This window comes from Halorussus rarus (assembly GCF_003369835.1).
In the GTDB taxonomy this organism is placed as follows: Archaea; Halobacteriota; Halobacteria; order Halobacteriales; family Haladaptataceae; genus Halorussus; species Halorussus rarus.
In genome coordinates this window covers 999,943-1,016,045 of sequence record NZ_QPMJ01000002.1, presented here as the reverse complement: position 1 = coordinate 1,016,045, position 16,103 = coordinate 999,943, and the positions used below count along the sequence as shown (strand labels likewise).

General features: G+C 49.2%; 15 protein-coding genes. 7 read left to right on the top strand and 8 right to left on the bottom strand.

Going from position 1 to position 16,103, the window contains the following annotated elements; genetic code table 11:
- Positions 1-552 precede the first annotated feature (552 nt).
- The gene (locus tag DVR07_RS13290; RefSeq protein ID WP_115797761.1) at positions 553-795 is read left to right on the top strand and encodes a hypothetical protein; all 243 of its coding nucleotides are present in this window, start codon (positions 553-555) and stop codon (positions 793-795) included.
- Positions 796-983: 188 nt separating this feature from the next.
- Positions 984-2,804, top strand: coding sequence for an ABC transporter ATP-binding protein (locus DVR07_RS13285; RefSeq protein ID WP_115797760.1), 1,821 nt, complete (start codon positions 984-986; stop codon positions 2,802-2,804).
- 56 nt (positions 2,805-2,860) lie between these two features.
- Here the strand turns inward: DVR07_RS13285 and rfbB are convergent, their stop codons facing one another.
- The 4 genes from rfbB to DVR07_RS13265 all read right to left on the bottom strand — a co-directional run bounded on the left by rfbB (position 2,861) and on the right by DVR07_RS13265 (position 7,042).
- Positions 2,861-3,787 (bottom strand): dTDP-glucose 4,6-dehydratase, encoded by a 927-nt coding sequence (gene rfbB, locus DVR07_RS13280; RefSeq protein WP_115797759.1) that lies wholly within the window; start codon positions 3,785-3,787, stop codon positions 2,861-2,863.
- 207 nt (positions 3,788-3,994) lie between these two features.
- Positions 3,995-4,903, bottom strand: a complete 909-nt coding sequence (locus tag DVR07_RS13275) for a hypothetical protein (RefSeq protein ID WP_115797758.1) — start codon at positions 4,901-4,903, stop codon at positions 3,995-3,997.
- Positions 4,904-4,985: 82 nt separating this feature from the next.
- Complete coding sequence (locus DVR07_RS21675) at positions 4,986-5,999, bottom strand: hypothetical protein (RefSeq protein WP_162829563.1); 1,014 nt, start codon at positions 5,997-5,999, stop codon at positions 4,986-4,988.
- A 74-nt stretch (positions 6,000-6,073) separates the two neighbouring features.
- Positions 6,074-7,042, bottom strand: coding sequence for a glycosyltransferase family 2 protein (locus DVR07_RS13265; RefSeq protein WP_115797756.1), 969 nt, complete (start codon positions 7,040-7,042; stop codon positions 6,074-6,076).
- Between the two features lie 160 nt (positions 7,043-7,202).
- On the opposite strand from DVR07_RS13265, the gene DVR07_RS13260 reads away from it, so the two are divergent.
- Together DVR07_RS13260 and DVR07_RS13255 are read left to right on the top strand one after the other, a co-directional pair.
- Complete coding sequence (locus DVR07_RS13260) at positions 7,203-8,297, top strand: DegT/DnrJ/EryC1/StrS family aminotransferase (RefSeq protein ID WP_115797755.1); 1,095 nt, start codon at positions 7,203-7,205, stop codon at positions 8,295-8,297.
- Complete coding sequence (locus tag DVR07_RS13255) at positions 8,294-8,713, top strand: sugar 3,4-ketoisomerase (protein ID WP_115797754.1); 420 nt, start codon at positions 8,294-8,296, stop codon at positions 8,711-8,713. The genes DVR07_RS13260 and DVR07_RS13255 overlap by 4 nt, the downstream gene beginning before the upstream one ends.
- Positions 8,714-8,754: 41 nt before the next feature.
- On the opposite strand, the gene DVR07_RS13250 is transcribed toward DVR07_RS13255, so the two are convergent.
- The 4 genes from DVR07_RS13250 to DVR07_RS13235 form a co-directional block, all read right to left on the bottom strand.
- Positions 8,755-9,492 (bottom strand): class I SAM-dependent methyltransferase, encoded by a 738-nt coding sequence (locus tag DVR07_RS13250; RefSeq protein WP_115797753.1) that lies wholly within the window; start codon positions 9,490-9,492, stop codon positions 8,755-8,757.
- Positions 9,493-9,494: 2 nt separating this feature from the next.
- Entirely contained in the window at positions 9,495-10,499 is a 1,005-nt protein-coding gene (locus DVR07_RS13245; protein ID WP_115797752.1) for an NAD-dependent epimerase/dehydratase family protein, read from the bottom strand.
- A gap of 83 nt (positions 10,500-10,582) precedes the next feature.
- Entirely contained in the window at positions 10,583-11,242 is a 660-nt protein-coding gene (locus DVR07_RS13240; protein WP_115797751.1) for an HAD family hydrolase, read from the bottom strand.
- On the bottom strand, positions 11,239-12,234 hold the full coding sequence (locus DVR07_RS13235) for an ATP-grasp domain-containing protein (RefSeq protein WP_115797750.1): 996 nt from the start codon (positions 12,232-12,234) through the stop codon (positions 11,239-11,241). The genes DVR07_RS13240 and DVR07_RS13235 overlap by 4 nt, the downstream gene beginning before the upstream one ends.
- A gap of 347 nt (positions 12,235-12,581) precedes the next feature.
- Between DVR07_RS13235 and DVR07_RS13230 the strand changes: the two genes are divergently transcribed.
- The 3 genes from DVR07_RS13230 (at position 12,582) to DVR07_RS13215 (ending at position 16,060) form a co-directional block, all read left to right on the top strand.
- Positions 12,582-13,655 carry a glucose-1-phosphate thymidylyltransferase gene (locus DVR07_RS13230; protein WP_115797749.1) on the top strand — a complete coding sequence of 358 codons (1,074 nt, stop codon included), beginning with the start codon at positions 12,582-12,584 and terminating at the stop codon, positions 13,653-13,655.
- A gap of 324 nt (positions 13,656-13,979) precedes the next feature.
- A complete protein-coding gene (locus DVR07_RS13220; protein WP_162829562.1) occupies positions 13,980-15,119 on the top strand; it encodes a glycosyltransferase family 4 protein in 1,140 nt (379 codons plus the stop codon).
- A complete protein-coding gene (locus DVR07_RS13215; RefSeq protein WP_115797746.1) occupies positions 15,116-16,060 on the top strand; it encodes a glycosyltransferase family 2 protein in 945 nt (314 codons plus the stop codon). The genes DVR07_RS13220 and DVR07_RS13215 overlap by 4 nt, the downstream gene beginning before the upstream one ends.
- Positions 16,061-16,103: the final 43 nt, after the last annotated feature.

Below are 16,103 nucleotides of genomic sequence, written 5' to 3'. Positions count from 1 at the left end.
GGAGGCCGGCCTTCCCACACACCGGGCATTCCCTCAGCGACGTTGGTGCGAGCGCGTCGCAGTACTGTAGTGCGACTCGTAGATGGGCCCGGGCGTCAGCGTTTTCACACCGCGTAAGCGCTTGCACGAGGTGCATTCGCAAGTGCTCCCGTTTCGTCATCATCGACCGTTCCCCCAGTTCCGAAGGCAGAAACACGGCCAACACGGGAGGTCAGTTCCGTTCGGTCCCGGACACCACTGCTGGCCATCGGGACAGGGCTTCTTCTGGGTCTCCGAACCTTCCGGTATGGGCGTCGAGGATTTGTCTAGCGATTCATCGGAATCTTCTTCTTCTGCTGGTGCGTTCTTCGACATGCTTCGCTCCACCGAAGCGCGGTTCGGTGTTCCAGCACCGAGCCTTTCTGTGGCATCCCACGCTTCTTAGCCCATAGTACGTTCCCCTCCAACTTATAGGTTGCTATCCGTAAACAGATAATAGAAGCATACAATAGCAACCGTAGCGGTGATGTAAACCGTAACTCCCAACCAAGAATGGCGAAAAGCAAGACAGTAATGGTACTCACCGAAGCAGATCTCAACAACGCCGATCACGACATCCTCGATATCCTTGCAGACGGTCGAGCGACTCCTGCGCTCGTCCGCACGCTCCTCGAAGAAGAATACGGACGCGAACTCTCACGCCAGTACGTTAGCCAGCGTATGATCCGACTGGCCGAACACGGTCACCTTAAGAACGTCTACGACTCCGGTGTCTACGAACTAATAGATAATCCTAGAGAAGATGCTAGTTCGTGACTTGCCTCGGGTGCGACTACTGTGGGCTTAAAAAATCCCTCGAACGAAACGGATTTCCCCTTCACATTAAGAGACTTGAGTACCCGGGGCTATGGCTTAGGGCTCTCCCAATACGCACGTCGGAATTTCTATCCCGTCACGGCTGTATCGTATTGTTTTTCTATCCGGGTGGAAGTCCTTTGCGTAGGATGGATACCGATTCTGAGCGAATCCACCACCGGAAGCAACTCCAAGCTCTAGTGCGAGTTGCCAAATACCGGCCGGGATTTACGGCAGCGATTATCGCCGCCGGCGTCTTCGCGGCCGCTCTCGAGGCGGTCGGATTGAGCTTTATTTTACCTATTATCGAGATCGTGAAAACACCGGGTAACCCGGCAGCCGATGCTGATGGGTTACTGATGGTGTTCGTGGCAGCGTATCAGACGTTGGGAATACCGTTCACGCTCGCTACCGTAGTTACGGGCGTGAGTTTCGTCCTTACAGTTCGGTGGACGTTGACGTTCGTCGTCCGATGGTTGCGTGGGGCACTGGTCGTCGACTACACGCGAGAGCTACAGACACAGGCGTTCGAAAACGCACTCGATGCGCGGATTAGCTACTTCGACCGGGAGGGGTCTGACGATATTCTCAATGCAATTGTCACGCAGGCTGAATATGCTGGTCGTGTCATCCAGTTCGTAGTTAATTTGCTTGAACAGGGACTTTTGTGTCTTATATACTTAATCATTGCATTCGTACTTTCACCCTACCTTACAGTCTTTGCGATAGTATTCCTTGGTGGATTTTCAATTCTCTTCCGCTACATTCTGGAATCGGGTTATAGAATAGGTGACCGAGTTGCTGACGCGAATGAGTGCGTCCAACAGACAGCACAAGCAGGGACACAGGGTATTAGAGATACGAAGCTTTTTGGGCTGAAAGAGGAACTCTTTGACGATTTCCTAAATGCTGTCGATATGTTTGCCACTGCAAGCATCAAACAGCGACGTAACCAGCAAGCGATTCAAAATTTCTATAACCTGTTGACGGCGATTTCGGTGTTTGTGTTGATTTACCTCGCTATTGCATTTGCTGATATGTCGCTCGGATCACTCGGTGTTTTTCTCTTCGCAATGTTCAGGCTCGGACCAAAAGTGAGTGGCCTCAATTCACAACTGTATGAAATCGAGAACAATCTCCCCCATCTTGTTCGAACGCAACAATTCATTGACGAACTTGACCAAAATCAGGAACCGGAAGCCAATACAGAGTCTGTCCCAGAAGAAGTACGAACTATCACGGTTGATGATATCTATTTTTCTTATCAAAGCCAAGATGAGGAGGTTCTATCTGGGATATCTCTAGAGTTGAAAAAAGGTGAATTCATTGGGTTCGTCGGTGAATCCGGTGCTGGGAAATCGACCATCGTGTCGCTATTGGCTCGTCTGTACGAACCTGATTCCGGGGAAATACGGGCAAACGACCGTTCAATTCATGAAATGGCAATCGATAAGTGGCGGGAACAAATCGCAATCGTTCAGCAGGATCCCTTCATTTTCAATGATACACTCCGATATAATTTAACCATCGGAAATAGGGATGTTTCCAAGAAAGAGTTAGACAAAGTTGCGCGAATCGCCAAGGTAGATCAATTCTTCGATGAGTTGCCTGATGGGTACGAAACAGAACTTGGAGATCAGGGGGTGCGACTCTCTGGTGGGCAGCGACAGCGAGTTGCATTGGCTCGAGCACTATTAAAGGAAGCAGACGTGCTGATACTAGACGAAGCCACGAGCAATCTTGATTCGACACTGGAGAAGGAGGTCCAAACATCTATCGAGAATCTGGAACGAGAGTACGCGATAATCGGAATCGCCCATCGACTATCGACAGTACAGAATGCTGACCGAATATATACCATCGATTCAGGACAGATTGTCGAGACCGGCCAGCACGAAAAACTCGTCGCAAACGATGGACAATATGCAAAACTATACCGAGTACAGTCACAGAGTACGGAAACGACATAAACAGAGGACCGTGTCAGTTCCCCTGTGTTGAGAGAGTTACTCGGTTTAGATCGCCGTCAGTCAAGATAGTAGTCAACAGTCAAATCTAGGGCTTCTTCGAAGGAATAGCAGGGGTCCCAGCCAAGTGCGTTAATCTTTCTGCTTTCAAGTGCGTATCGCTGGTCGTGACCAGCTCGATCCTCGACAAACTCGATTAGGTCTTTAGACGCACCAACGGCGTCAAGAATTAGCTTGGTGACTTCGAGGTTTGTCTTTTCGGTGTGACTGCCGATATTGTAGACTTCGCCGACCTCCCCTTCTCGGAGAACAAGGTCGATTGCACGGCAGTTGTCCTCCACGTATAGCCACTCACGAACATTTGACCCATCTCCGTATACCGGTAACGGTTTACCGGCAGCAGCATTCTGAATGAATTTCGGTATTAGTTTCTCAGAGTGCTGTCTCGGGCCGAAGTTGTTACAGGTACGCGTGATGAGCACGGGTAGGTCATGGGTTGTCTGATAACTCTGAGCAAGTAGGTCGGCACCCGCCTTCGTCGCAGCGTAGGGATTCCGTGGATTCAATTGGTCGTCTTCGGCAAATCTCCCGTCAAGGACTTGGCCGTAAACTTCGTCAGTCGAAATCTGGAGGAACCGTTTGACGTTGGCCTCCTTGGCCGCGTCAAGAAGCGTCTGCGTGCCTTGGACATTCGTCGATACAAATGGTTTTGCACCCTCGATAGAGCGATCAACGTGAGACTCTGCCGCAAAGTTGACGACTGCGTCAACATCTGAAACGAGGTCAGAAACTAGTTCTCGGTCACCGATATCGCCTTTGACGAACTTGTGGCGTGAGTTGTCGAGGACACCATCTAGGTTATCTCGGGTGCCAGCGTACGTCAGTGCATCTAATGTGACGACTTCATCGTCTTCGTGGTTACCAAGGACGTAGTGAACGAAGTTTGAACCGATAAACCCAGCGCCGCCTGTGACGAGAATGCGCATGTTATGTTCTTGTTTGCGGCACCTATTTACATTCTTGTTGGAAGACTTGCCTCATCGTCGTTGCCGGTTACTTAGCCATAACGCCATACACTTTCCTTAGCGGTATTAATGTTGTCATTAACGTAACACATTCGCCTTCCACAGAAATGTAACAACCTATATTTATATATTTATTACATTAATAAATAGAATGCGAAAAAAGTCACACTATATTTTATACCCCAGATTCTCCAGTTGCTCATTGACTTCAGATACATCCACCGATTTTCTTTTTGGCCGCTCCGCTATTATTTCCGGTCTCTCATCTGATTCATATACTAACCACGGGACCTTAATAGTCGATTCATTCAAAATTCCTTCAAAGTGTCCATAGTCTTGGATTGGGATATAATCATGCCTGTCCCCTAGCATTTCCCCATGATCTGCTGTAACAACTTTTCTACCTGGAATTGAAGTCAGTAATTCCTCTACTTCTGGGAGGACTATCTCCAAGTTTTCACGGTATGCTTTTCTTAGTATTTTATCGCTGATATCTGCTGCCTCAACGACCTCTAATAATGAAGTAGAATCGTGATCAAGATGCTTTTTGCCAGTCGGACCTATAAACGGATGATGTGGTTGTAGATAGTGGACAATTAATCGTTTGTTTGGATTTTCATCATGGGCCATTTTGGCAGCTTTAGTAACAGCTTGAGGGCTTGGAGTCGCTAATTCTTTGTTAGCCCATTCTATATCTAGATCTTTATCCTGTAGATTAATGAATTCGTGGACTTCGGCAGAGATGTCATCTTGAAGCTTGAGGAACCAAGCGTTTGCACTAACATATACCGTGTCATATTCTTTCCGATTAGAAAAGTTAGCGCAAATAAAATCGTAAGTGGCACTGCCTCTTGAATAGACAGAGCTAAGATTCCCCGGGAGGTTGGCAACATCCTTGAATACATCATATCTGCAGGCATCAAGTATGATTAGACAATCCCACTCCCGATCAAGAACGTTTTTAGATTTAGGATGATGGTAGCGCCGACCTCCACGAGTATGGATGAATCTATTTATTTCTCGCGCAGCAATCCTAGGCATAGTTATACCACGAAGGATTTGCCTTGGGGTATACATCTCCGTGAGTATTTAAAATCGACCAATAAATATTCTCCGAAGGACTCAAGCCTGCCATAATCAGCTTGTAAAAATATTAAATTTAATCTATATATCCCAAAGCTGCTAGTTGTTCCTGTGTTTTACCGTTTTTTTGTTCCCGTCGATAATCTTTAACTGGCTGTTCTTCTAGGACTTCTCGACGTTCATCTTCAAGTTCTACCCACGGCACCTTCACAAGTACATCGGTATATGTTTTATTGGGATGCAAGACTTCCCGTACTGGTATCGGGGAAGACCGTTCATAAAGGTATTCTCCATGGTCGGCACTTATGACGGTCTTTCCTGATATCTGCTTGGAGATCGTCTTGGCGGCGTTAACGGCCAAATCAACATTCTCCCTATACGCCTCTCGGAGTTTTTCGACTGGTTCATCAAGCGTGCCATCCAGTTTGTCATGCCAAGGTGAAGCTGACTGTTTGTGTAATTGTTGGCCCGTCTCACCCCAATAAGGGTCATGGGGCTGAACAATATGTACAATGATTCTTTTATCCGGATATTCCTCTACAGCGTTGACTGCAGGTTCAATCATGCTCTTGGCGGGGAGAACAACGTCAATTTCGGCGCGATCAACATACGTATCGATAGCCTCCTCAGGCGGACTTGCCCAGACATTAATCAAATCATGCACATCTAGGTTGAAGCCATACTCGTGTTGTCGTGGTGTTGTTGGGTTTTGAACGCCGAGATAGTGAGGCATTGACGAGGCGGTGACGTAAACGACATCATGTAGTTGGCGGTTGCTAAAATTTGCGTACAACCACTCTGGCGTCTGAGAGCCACGAGAAATGCGACTGTCAAGATTCCAATCGAGATTATGACGTTTTATTGCGTTCTGCATGGCATCATGCCGACAAGCATCAAGGATAATGAGATTATCCCAATCCTCGGCAAAAATGTCAATACCAACGGGATTCCATGGCCGCTGATTAGCTCTACTGTGATAGATTTTGTTCACCTCACGACCAACATTCCGTCGAACACTCTTGTGAGTGAGAACTTTCCGGATTTTCAAAGGATTTAGAAGTCCTCGCTTAACAAATCTCCCAATTTCCATGTTGAGGACGCATTATAACCAAACTCACAAAAACACTTTGTTATTCAGCGATCGTTTTGAAACCGCTTACTTGATCAACCAAGTAAAGATTTTTGTTTCTCGCCATCGGGTTTTAGAATCCTGTACTGGAGAATCCAACTGTACAGCCACCATCCAAGCCATTTCCACGAATGTACAGAGTACCTTACCTGCTCAATCATCATTTTACGGCCGGTTTCATACTCTCCGGCCATAATTGACTCAACGCCACGCCTATAATACAAGTATCCTCGATAGGAAAGAACTGCAGACCGTAATTCGGGATAATTTACCTCAACAATGGCAAGCGCCAGATATTGATCTGAATCGTACGATGAGATGTCACTTGAGACATTAGTGTCATGGATACGGCGACGGGAGAGCACGTCATCTATATACGCAACTTCTCCGCCATACTCCATTATATATGTCAAGAAGAACAACCAATCTGATACAACGGAAACACGGTCATCAAACCTCGGCTCTGGTATACCTTCCCGGTATACCATGACGCTTGTAGGAGGTACATGAGAATTCTGTTTTTCTAGAATAGACCGAGCTGCCTCAACGCTGTCCTCTCGGCGAGGCGGTTGATCATTGCGGCTATTCCATCGTTGAATGGTCTTACCCGTTTCTGAGGCAAAATCTTCGGTGTTGTGGTAACAAAATCCGCAATTTGGCGTCGACTCAAGTACTTCTACTTGTTTGGATATTTTGTTTGGTAACATAACATCATCGCCAGAATGCATAGCGATAAATTTCCCACTACAGTGCTTTAGCACCCTGTTGCAGTTCCCTGTAACACCAAGGTTCTCCTTGTTCCTAAAGGCCGTGATTACCTCCGGGTACTCCGCTTCGTAACGCGAAATTATGTCCCACGTTGAATCCGTTGAGCAGTCGTCCCCAATGACGATCTCTAGGTTCTCGTACTCCTGCTGTAATGCTGACTCAATCGCCTCCTCAATGTACTCCTCGTGATTGTATGTAGGAACAAAAACCGAGACGAGAGGTTCTGAGTCCGACATTGTGGTAACAGAAATATGACTAGACTCCCATTTATTTCCTCCTAAACGTCGAACGACTACGGACGACCAAATGGCTAACAGATTATAGTTTTGACCCTTAGGAAGGTATCGCTATCAGGCAGAAGTCAACTTTATAGGTTGGTGGGGTAACGCTTTGATAATGCCTACAGTTCCATTCTTGGATTTCTCGCGGGAGTACGAAGAAATCGGATCGGAGGTACTCGCAGCAGCAGAGAACGTCCTGCGTTCTGGCGACTACATCCTCGGAGATCACGTGGAGGCGTTTGAGTGTCGCTTCGCGGAGTACGTCGGTGCGGCCAACGGTATTGGGGTCAACTCTGGATCCGACGCCCTTACCCTTGCACTTGACGCAGTAGATATCGACAAGGGTGACGAGGTGATACTACCCTCACACACGTTCGTATCTACCGCCGACGCAGTCGTCCACAACGGTGGGGTGCCCGTGTTCGTAGACATCGACCCGGAGATGTACACCATCGATCCAAGTAGCGTTGAACGGAACATCACGGAAGACACTGCAGCGATCATAGCAGTCCACCTCTACGGCCAGCCAGCGGAAATGAGCCCTCTCGTTGACCTCGCCGACGAGTACAACCTCGCCCTCATAGAAGACGCCTCTCAGGCTCACGGTGCCACGTACGAGGGCCGGCCAGTTGGCGGCATCGGGGACATAGGGTGCTTCAGCCTATATCCGACGAAGAACCTCGGCGCGTACGGTGACGCGGGAATCGCCGTGACTTCGGACGACAAACTGGCTGAACACCTCCGGTTGGCACGCGAGTATGGGTCGCCGCGGAAGTACCGCTACGAGTTCGTCGGCGCGAACAGTCGACTTGACGAGTTACAGGCGGCGTTCCTCAATAAGAAACTTGAGTACTTAGATGGGTTCAATCAACGACGGCGCAACTGTGCAGCACAGTACGATTCACTCTTGGAAAGAATCGACACTCCGAAGGTAGCAGCTGATTCGTCGCACGTCTATCATCTATACGTGGTCCAGACACCCCACCGAGACGCTCTCCAAGCGCACCTTTCTGAAAACGGTGTTCAGACCCTTATCCACTACCCAACACCAGTTCACCAGCAACCCGCGTACGAGGACATCGGGCGAACAGGAGACCTGTCGGTGACCGAGGCCACGGTGGATAGAATTCTCTCACTCCCGATACATCCGTGGTGCAGGAGCGACGAGATTGAATATGTCGTCGAACAAATCGATGAGTTCGAACTATGAGTACTAGTGACGATCTCTCCATTGGCCGCCAAATCGATCTCCCAAAGGTCGCCGACGAGCGGGGGAATCTTACATTCATCGAGCAAAACGATCACATCCCCTTTGGAATCAAGCGCGTTTACTACCTATACGACATCCCCGGCGGTGAGTCCCGTGGCGGTCACGCACACCGTGAACTCGAACAGTTTATTATCGCTGCCAATGGGAGTTTCGACCTCGTTCTTGATGATGGAACTGACCGAGAGCGCATCCACCTCAACCGCTCGTACTACGGAATCTACATGCCTGCCGGAGTTTGGCGTGAATTAGAGAACTTCTCGTCAGGGTCGGTGTGTCTTGTCCTCGCGTCCGAACACTACGACGAAGACGATTACATCCGGGACTACGAAGCGTTCGTGGAGTGGAGAAAAGCCTGAAGTCGGAGAGTTAGAGACTGTTCACCAGAAAGCTACTCATTTCAGTAGTGGGAGTCAGTTTTATCGCGGTGAGCGCAGATTGCATAACATTCAGCAGCTATCTTTGGATGACGATCCCCCATTTGAAGATATGCGTCTTGAATTTCCTCGTCTAACAATTCATCCATCTGTGAGTTGGTCAATGGTTTTAGTCCCACACCGCCCATATCCCGGAGTTTGAGTCCACTTTGCGTTATATGGTCTCTTAACTCATCCGGCAGATACACACGACGATGCCCGAGTTCCTTATCGTGGTCGTCAATTTCATCGGGTCGTTGTAGTAAACCCATTTCGACGGCTACCTGGCGGTGAAGTGAGTTTCCATTAGGAACGATTATGATGATTCTTCCATCGTCTCGCAGCCAAGATCTCGCTCGTTGAAGAATATTCACAGGGTTCTTCACGTGTTCAAGGACATGAGCCATTATTATTGTGTCTGCCTGTTGCTCAGGGCGAAAGTCCTCAAACAGTGAGCAGATTACGTCAAGTCGGTCAAAGGATAGGCGATTCCGAACAAGTTCGCAGTATTCACTAGCACCGTCTACAGCGACGACTGTTTCGAAATCATCTAAAAGGTGTTCAGTCATCGCACCATCAGCACACCCTAATTCCAGACACCGCTTACCCGTGAAGTACGGACGAATACTTTTATAACCCTGTTTGAGGATTTTTTGATAAAACCCTTTGGTCTCATACCAATCTGCTACTGTATCGAGTCGTTCAGTCTCGTTGTCAGACATAATTAGTAACTTGGGTTTTGCCAGCGTTCACGGTTTTCCTTTAGCCACTCGTACTGTAACGACAAACCCTCTCGTAAATTGACTTGGGGTTCCCAATCTAGCTTCTGCTTCGCTTTCGAGGGGTCAAGTACCATCTTCTCTAGTTCTTGAGGAAGACGATCTCGCTCGACCTGTTTCGATTCTTCACCAGGTTCGATATCCTCAAAGACAATATCCCTATCGAGATTAGTAGACTCGACTACCAACTTTGCTAATTCTTTGATTGAAGTCGCCACACCGGTACCTACGTTGTATATTTCGTGGCCTGTAGTGTCGCTTTCTACCGCAAGATTGTGCAGTCGGGATGCATCCCGGACGTGAACGAAGTCTCGTACCTGTTCACCTCCCCAAACGACGGGTGGCTTCCCGTTCAGGGCCCGCTTTAGGAAGACAGTCATCACACGACCATACCACTCCCGTTGGCCGTACGTGATGCCGTATCGAAGACCGACGAATGGAATATCGTACGTTTTTGAATATATATTTGCATACTTGTCAACCGCAAGTTTGCTCACTCCGTATGGCCAGTTTGGGTCGGTCGGGTGTTCCTCGGATTGTGGTGTAGTTTTAGCTTGGCCGTACACACAGGCAGAAGAGGCATATAGAACCTTCGAGATGTCATTTTCTACTACTGCGTCAAAAACATTTAAACTCCCGCTCGTATTTACCTCTAAGTCCGTCTGTGGTTCCTCCATGGCCGTAGTAATTTCAAGCTGTGCAGCTTGATGGGATACGATCTCGTGGCCGTCCATTGCGGTAGTTAGCCGGTCAGCATCTAGCAAGTCACCTTCGATGAAGTTAATTGAATTGTGAATGTGTTCTATGTTACTTAAATTCCCCGTGCTCAGATTGTCATAGATAGTAATGTCGTATCCGTTTTCAACTAATAGCTCAACGATATGGCTTCCTATGAATCCGGCACCGCCTGTAACAAAAACATCACCGGTACACTCAAGATTTGATGCCATAAGGAGGCGTTATGAATCCCCTTACGTCAATCTGCCTCTTTCCTCTAAGGTCTCGAACTTCGTGAAAGTCGTAGGGAGGACATTTAGTGTGTGACCTCCGATAAGTGATAGGGGAACTGGTGTACGGCGGCGATTAGTTGGTTCGGCTCCGCCTGTTCGAGACGGGACCTGTTTCGAATCCCGGACAGCACCCCGACCGTCGTCGCACCGACGGCGTTGCCGGACCGGATGTCTTCGCCCGTGTCCCCTATTACGATATCTGCCGTCGTGAAATGGGAGAATTCCTCGGTCAGCACCTGACTCTTTTCCGGTCCGTCGTGCGACACGACAAGGATTCGACGAAAGTACTGCTTGAGGTCGAAGTCGGCGACTTGTCTCCGTGCGTTGGCGGAGTTCGTCCGTCTCGTGAGTAGGTAAAGGTCGAACTCGTCTTCGAGGTGCTCAAGTGCAGGACGAGTTCCCGGAATGAGAGAATCGTACGAGAGGTATTCCTGTGATTCGATCTTGTCTATCCAGTTGTTGGAGAACTTCTCTCTCTCCGATTCCGAAAGGTCGTCTCGGATCAGGTCCATCGTGGACTTTCCGGACCGCTTCCGACACCAGAACCTCGATTTGGGGAGCGGTTCGATGCCGCTACCGAGCGAATCGAGGAGGGTGCAGTACAGGTAATGGTGCCGGTGAGAGGTGTCCAACAACGTTCCGTCGAGGTCGAAGACTATCCGCCGGTCGGTTTGCGACGTCATTGGAGGTGGAGCGGTGCTGACCCGCGTTCGTCGGCGTAGAACACCTCGTTCCAATATCGATGCATCGTGACCTCTTCGAAGTCCTGCTCGATGCTACTCGATTCGTCGGCGGCCCAGTCGAGAGCGAACCGCGGACTGTTCACACCGGCTTCGATGGTAAGCGAGAGCGAACCGCTGAATCGAGGGTTGATCTCGAAGAAATTAATTCCCCCGTCGCTGTCCACGAAGCACTGTATGTTCGCCGGTCCGAATAGGTTAAGTTCGTCCATGATTCTCTTTCCGTACTCTATCAATCTCGGCTCGTCGACCGTCCGTCCCTTATAACTGATTCCCGACCGCGTGTCCACACGCTGGCGCGGGACGACCACCGTCTGCCCGTCTCGTCGAAACGCATCGAGAGTGTACTCATCCCCGGCCAACTTTGGCTGGACGACTGGCGTGTCGATTCTTTCCAGCAGACAGAGCTCATCTTCGTTACGAATCTCGTATACGTCTCGACTACTGACGCCTTTAGTGGGCTTTGCGACGAGGGGAAACGAGTTGAAGTGATCGAGAACTTCTGCCAGAGTAGGATTCGAGAGTGTCGTCGGAGTCGGTATACCAGTAGCGGAGAACCATTCGTACGTGTCGTACTTGTCGTTACAGATTCGGATTGTTTCCTCGGACGGGAGGAGTATCTTCACCTCTTCATCGAACACGTTCCGATGTTCAGCAATTACTCCCAATTCGATGTCGACAATTGGAATCACTAAGTCGACGCCGTATCTATCAACGATGGTCCGTAGGTCCGAAAGATACTGTTTGGTGTGGGTAGCCGGGGCTACACGTTCGAAGTGATCACAGAAGTAAGCTCCGGCGATGTTGGTGGACGGATTGATGTCGACGCCGATGATCTCGACATCGTACGTCTGCTGTTTCCGGAGGCCTTTGAGAACGGATTGAGCAGTCGTACTACCAACTCCGGTGACGACTACGGTCAGAGATCTGTCCATAGGTGAAGACACTCAGCACCGTTAATCAGTCTTCTGCAAGACCGTCGTACAGAAACCGTGTCCGGGTCCGATTGCCAATCTGTCTACTAAAGTAGTCAAATCATGGTCGAGAAACCAGAAAGTACGAGATATCTCGACCTACAAGTGGAACGTCTTCGTATTCATCAAATCCGATTAGCAGGTACTTCGTCCGGGAGAGGACTGGTGGATTTAAGGTCTGGCGATAACCAAGAACCGTTGGTTATGGACCCCCCCGCGAACCCCTCTAACTGGGGAACCCACGAGAAGATGGGCGAAATGTACGATACAGCCGACATCTCACTGAACACCGAGAGGGGTATGGAAGAATGAAAGGGCTCGTACTCGCAGGCGGGACGGGATCCCGACTTCGTCCAATCACTCACACCGGACCGAAACAGCTCGTCCCCGTAGCGAACAAGCCGGTCATCCAGTACAGCATCGAAGACCTAGCAGCGGTCGGAGTCGATGAAATCGGGGTAGTGCTCGGAAAGAAGGGACGAGAGGAGATTCAGAACTTCCTCGGTGACGGCTCCGACTTCGGTGTAGACATCACGTACATCGTCCAAGGCGAACCTCTGGGGCTCGCGCATGCGGTCGGGTGTGCCCAGGACTTCGTGGACGGTGATGATTTTGTCGTGTATCTAGGAGACAACATCCTCAAACAGGGCATCGGAGAGATGGTCGATCGTTTTCGTACGAAGGACTGTGCCGCAGGTATCGCACTTCAGCATGTCGACAACCCCCAGCAGTTCGGTGTTGCCGATGTAGAACCTGATGGAACTGTCGTGCGGCTCATCGAGAAACCTACTGATCCCCCGTCGGACTTAGCTCTCATCGGAATCTATATCTTCTCTCCGGCGGTATTCGATGTGATTTCGGACCTCGAACCGTCGTGGAGAGGTGAACTCGAGATCACCGACGCTATCCAGGCGCTCATCGAACGTGGTGGAACGATCGACTCCCATATCGTTGACGGCTGGTGGAAGGACACCGGGAAACCTGCGGACATCCTCGAAGCTAACCGACTAGTTCTCGAGGAGAAACCGGGTACGATGAAGGGAACTATCAATGTTGAGGCAGACGTCATGGGTCACATCGACCTACATGAGACCGCCACTATCGAACCAGGAGCGGTCGTCCGTGGGCCAGTAAGTATCGCCAGAGAGACTGTTATCAAGAATGGAAGCTACGTCGGCCCTTACACGTCCATCGGTGCTGAATCGATTATCGACGGCGTTCACCTTGAGAACAGTATTGTCGTCGGCGAAAGTACACTATCTGCCGATGGTAGAATCGTCGATAGTCTCATTGGCCGTGCGGCCAGTGTCGAGAGTTCAAAGGATCTCCTACCCAAGGGTCGACGGCTTGTGGTCGGCGAAAATTCCAATCTAAAACTCTAACTATGCGTATCGAAACCCTCAAATGTCCAACCTGTCGCATCGTCGTCGCGGCAAATGTACTTGAATCGAACCGGGTTATGAAATGTCCTAACAATCGCTGTGACTCTGTCCTCCGATTCGATGACTTCCCCGAAGAAGTCCGAAATCACTATGTAGAAAATCGGGCCGACTACAAGATAGAGTAGAAAAGTGCGTGGTAATTTTTGAGCCAAGAATTTCGCTGTCTAAATCTTTCGCTTCCGGAGATATGGGATAATCAGATACATCTGAGACAGGATGACCTCGCCAAATCTAAGTGCCTCTCATTCCGTATTTCGTCAGAAGATGAGAATTGTCTTCCTAAGCCTCAACGCGTATGACATGCTCACCGGTGGTCACGGTGGTAACGTCGGTGGATCTCAACTCCAGCAAGTACTTATTGGCCGAGAACTCACGGACCGAGGTCACGAAGTCTACTTCATAGAAAATGACCAGGAGTACAAAGAAGAGACGACTGTAGACGGGATTGATGTTATCTTAAAAGATGAATATCCTAATGGTAGCCTCCCCGTTCGCCTTCCCGCTAGGACCATAGCTACACTTAGAACACTGCACGCTCTTGATCCCGATGTGGTCTATGTTCGGGTTCCAAACTTAGACATATTCCCACTCTCGGTATACTGTTCTATAACGGATACGCGTTTTGTCTACAACTTCGCCCACGACAGCGAAGTTACTGACGACCCCGTCGTCTTAAATACGGCACTCACTAACAACACTCTCTATTGGGGAGCAATGCAGAAAGCATTGGGAACAGCGGACGCGCTTGTGGCGCAGAACGATTTCCAGTATACTCGAGCATCCAATAAATATTCCAAGACTGATATTACGCTTATCTGGAACGGTTATCCAGACCCAGATCAAAACCCAACCTCAAAGCAATTGAGCGCTACTCGCCCACAGATACTTTGGGTGGCTATGTTACGGGAGTGGAAACAACCTGAGCTTGTGTTGAGATTAGCGTCAGAAATTCCAGAGGCAGACTTCATTATTGTCGGTGGACAAGCAGCCGAATCCCCGGAGATATATGAGAGGGTGGAGCAGAAGGCGAGCAAATTGGACAACGTCTGCTTTGAGGGGTTTGTTTCCTACGATAATGTTGGCAAATACTTTGAAACCTCTGATATATTTGTAAACACATCAATTGATGAAGGGTTCCCGAATACGTTCCTTCAGGCGTGGGCGAATCGGACGCCGGTCGTGAGCCTGAATGTGAATCCGAATGACCTCCTGCAGACACATGATATTGGCTTTTGCGCAGATGGTTCGACTGAGACGATGAGAAAACGACTTCAAGAACTTGTTCAAGATGAAGAGTACCGCCACCAACTCAAAATCAATGCTTACAAACACTTCGTCGAGAATCACAGCATCCAGCAGGTCGCTAATCAGTACGAAGCAGTCTTCCGAGGTGAGGCAGAGTGACTAGTGGCGAGAACTCCAAATCAGACAGAATCACCTACACCGTTTTCACCCCCACATATGAGCGAGCGCATACTCTCCATCGACCCTATGAAAGTCTCTGCGAACAGACTTTCCGCGACTTTGAGTGGCTGATTGTCGATGATAATTCTATTGATGAAACGGAATCTCTCATTCGCACTTGGCAACAAGAGGCAGAATTCCCAATAAATTTTGTTACTCAACCTAGCGATAAACAAGGGAAGCATCAAGCATTCAATATAGGAGTTGAACACGCTCAAGGCCAGTTGTTCTATCCACTTGACGCAGATGACAAACTACTCCAAAACTCCCTTGAAATTCTACATGAGCATTGGCGCTCAATTCCAAGTAGTCGCCGAAGTAAGTTTGTAGGTATCACAGGGCTCTGCATTGATCAAGACGGAGACATTGTTGGAGATAAATTCCCGGATGAGGTGTTCGATTCGACCATTCTGGCTAACAGATATCGGCATCGAATTCGTGGAGAGAAGTCCGGATTTATGCGCACAGACGTTCTCCGCGAACATCCGTTTCCTGATCTTGATGGTGAGCGGTATGTTCCTGAGGCAGTCGTCTGGGATGAGATTGCTACTCGTTACTGTACAAGATATGTAAACGAAGTCGTCCGGGTATACTGGCAGGAAGATAGCGATTCACAACTCACCAAGTCGAAACCGAGCGATGTCGCTTTAGGGCACTCTCTCCTTCACAAACGACGACTTAATAATCAACTAAATTGGTTCCAAGCCGCCCCGATCGAGTTCTTTAGGTCTGCAGTCCATTACTCCCGATTTTCTTTCCACCAAGGTACGAAAATTTGCGAACAACGGCGTAGCCTTTCCCGTGACGCTCTACCTATTTGGTTACTAATGTTACCTTTGGGTGTGGGAATCTATCTGCGCGACCGCTGGAAAGCCAAATAAGGATATATCGATAAATGTTAATTGTCCCGAACCAACCCGGTTA

Coding starts and splice junctions, on each gene's coding strand:
- rfbB (WP_115797759.1), bottom strand. CDS start 3,787: ATGCGCATTCTCGTCACAGGCGGCGCTGGGTTTATCGGTTCAAACTTC.
- DVR07_RS13265 (WP_115797756.1), bottom strand. CDS start 7,042: ATGTCGGACTCAGAACCTCTCGTCTCGGTTTTTGTTCCTACATACAAT.
- DVR07_RS21675 (WP_162829563.1), bottom strand. CDS start 5,999: ATGGAAATTGGGAGATTTGTTAAGCGAGGACTTCTAAATCCTTTGAAA.
- DVR07_RS13255 (WP_115797754.1), top strand. CDS start 8,294: ATGAGTACTAGTGACGATCTCTCCATTGGCCGCCAAATCGATCTCCCA.
- DVR07_RS13240 (WP_115797751.1), bottom strand. CDS start 11,242: ATGACGTCGCAAACCGACCGGCGGATAGTCTTCGACCTCGACGGAACG.
- DVR07_RS13235 (WP_115797750.1), bottom strand. CDS start 12,234: ATGGACAGATCTCTGACCGTAGTCGTCACCGGAGTTGGTAGTACGACT.
- DVR07_RS13220 (WP_162829562.1), top strand. CDS start 13,980: ATGAGAATTGTCTTCCTAAGCCTCAACGCGTATGACATGCTCACCGGT.
- DVR07_RS13250 (WP_115797753.1), bottom strand. CDS start 9,492: ATGTCTGACAACGAGACTGAACGACTCGATACAGTAGCAGATTGGTAT.
- DVR07_RS13260 (WP_115797755.1), top strand. CDS start 7,203: ATGCCTACAGTTCCATTCTTGGATTTCTCGCGGGAGTACGAAGAAATC.
- DVR07_RS13285 (WP_115797760.1), top strand. CDS start 984: ATGGATACCGATTCTGAGCGAATCCACCACCGGAAGCAACTCCAAGCT.
- DVR07_RS13230 (WP_115797749.1), top strand. CDS start 12,582: ATGAAAGGGCTCGTACTCGCAGGCGGGACGGGATCCCGACTTCGTCCA.
- DVR07_RS13245 (WP_115797752.1), bottom strand. CDS start 10,499: ATGGCATCAAATCTTGAGTGTACCGGTGATGTTTTTGTTACAGGCGGT.
- DVR07_RS13290 (WP_115797761.1), top strand. CDS start 553: ATGGTACTCACCGAAGCAGATCTCAACAACGCCGATCACGACATCCTC.
- DVR07_RS13275 (WP_115797758.1), bottom strand. CDS start 4,903: ATGTATACCCCAAGGCAAATCCTTCGTGGTATAACTATGCCTAGGATT.